Here is a 1001-nt window from a genome sequence, read left to right as displayed (position 1 = left end):
TATTCTAAAATAGAACAAATTATTGATAAAAACAAGAATAAAAAAGATGTAAAAATATTAAAGCCTCAATCTTTAAGTAGAGAAGAGGTGCTAGAGATAATAAAAAATCTTAAGAAAGCCTTGAATCTGAATGGTAAGCCAAGAAGTAGAATATACTTAGTAAAAAACGAAAAGGAACTTATGGCTTTATGGGAGAAGCTGACCAAAAACTTTAAAAAAGAAAAAATAGAGACAAACGAAAAGGGAACAAGAATTACAAGAGTGCTAGATGATGGCACAAATATACATTTAAGGAGTTATTCGAGCAAACAAAGCGGTAATACTCCTACCATAGATACTAAAATTAACGGAAAAGATTATAAAATACATATTGATAAAGGAACATAATGCAACTTAAAGTTTTGGAAGATATGGGAGATAGCTTGTTTCCACGATGGGATATTACACTTGATTTGTGCATAAAATCTTATCTTGATATTTTCATCACGCACAATAGTATCAGTGATAAGGACATTACTGAAATTGTAGAATATGATATTGTATGCGAACTTTCTATGTTTAATGAGTATTCTGAAATTTATATGATTTTTAATCTTTACACACAGGTATATAAAGATACATATATCGCTATATTAACAGAATTATTTTTAAATGATATGATAGATTTTTATATAACAGATAAGCCACAACAGCCAACATTATCGCATTATAAAGAGAACAAGTATGAAGCGTGGATATATTTTAGGGATAATTTTATTTGCAAAGAGCGATTTAATGCGGAGGATTTTTGCGATACTTCGTGGGAAAATCCAAATCAATGGAGTAAATATAATATCAATGCAATTCTCACCCCAAAAGGCACACAATACTTCGATGAGATTCTATCCCCTAGATTCTATAAAAAATACAAAGACTTAGAAGTAGAGATAGATTCTAAAGGGAATATTGTGCGTTGGATTGGAGAGATAAATAGGTAGGTAGATGAATCCCAAGTGGGAGAT

General features: G+C 30.2%; 2 protein-coding genes. Both read left to right on the top strand.

Features of this window, described 5'->3' with window-relative positions:
* Positions 1-387 (top strand): hypothetical protein (locus tag CQA53_RS12830; protein WP_181882480.1); only part of this gene is annotated, 387 nt, incomplete at its 5' end.
* Complete coding sequence (locus tag CQA53_RS11610; RefSeq protein ID WP_115544036.1) at positions 387-977, top strand: hypothetical protein; 591 nt, start codon at positions 387-389, stop codon at positions 975-977. The genes CQA53_RS12830 and CQA53_RS11610, both read left to right, overlap by 1 nt.
* The last annotated feature ends 24 nt before the right edge of the window (positions 978-1001 follow it).

The organism is Helicobacter didelphidarum, assembly GCF_003364195.1.
GTDB classification, from domain to species: domain Bacteria; phylum Campylobacterota; class Campylobacteria; order Campylobacterales; family Helicobacteraceae; genus Helicobacter_A; species Helicobacter_A didelphidarum.
The sequence above is the reverse complement of the archived record's forward strand: the minus strand, read 5'-3'. Positions and strand labels throughout refer to the sequence as shown.

Bases quoted from the DNA above. Each gene is read 5' to 3' on its own strand.
- CQA53_RS11610 (WP_115544036.1), top strand. From the start codon at position 387: ATGCAACTTAAAGTTTTGGAAGATATGGGAGATAGCTTGTTTCCACGA.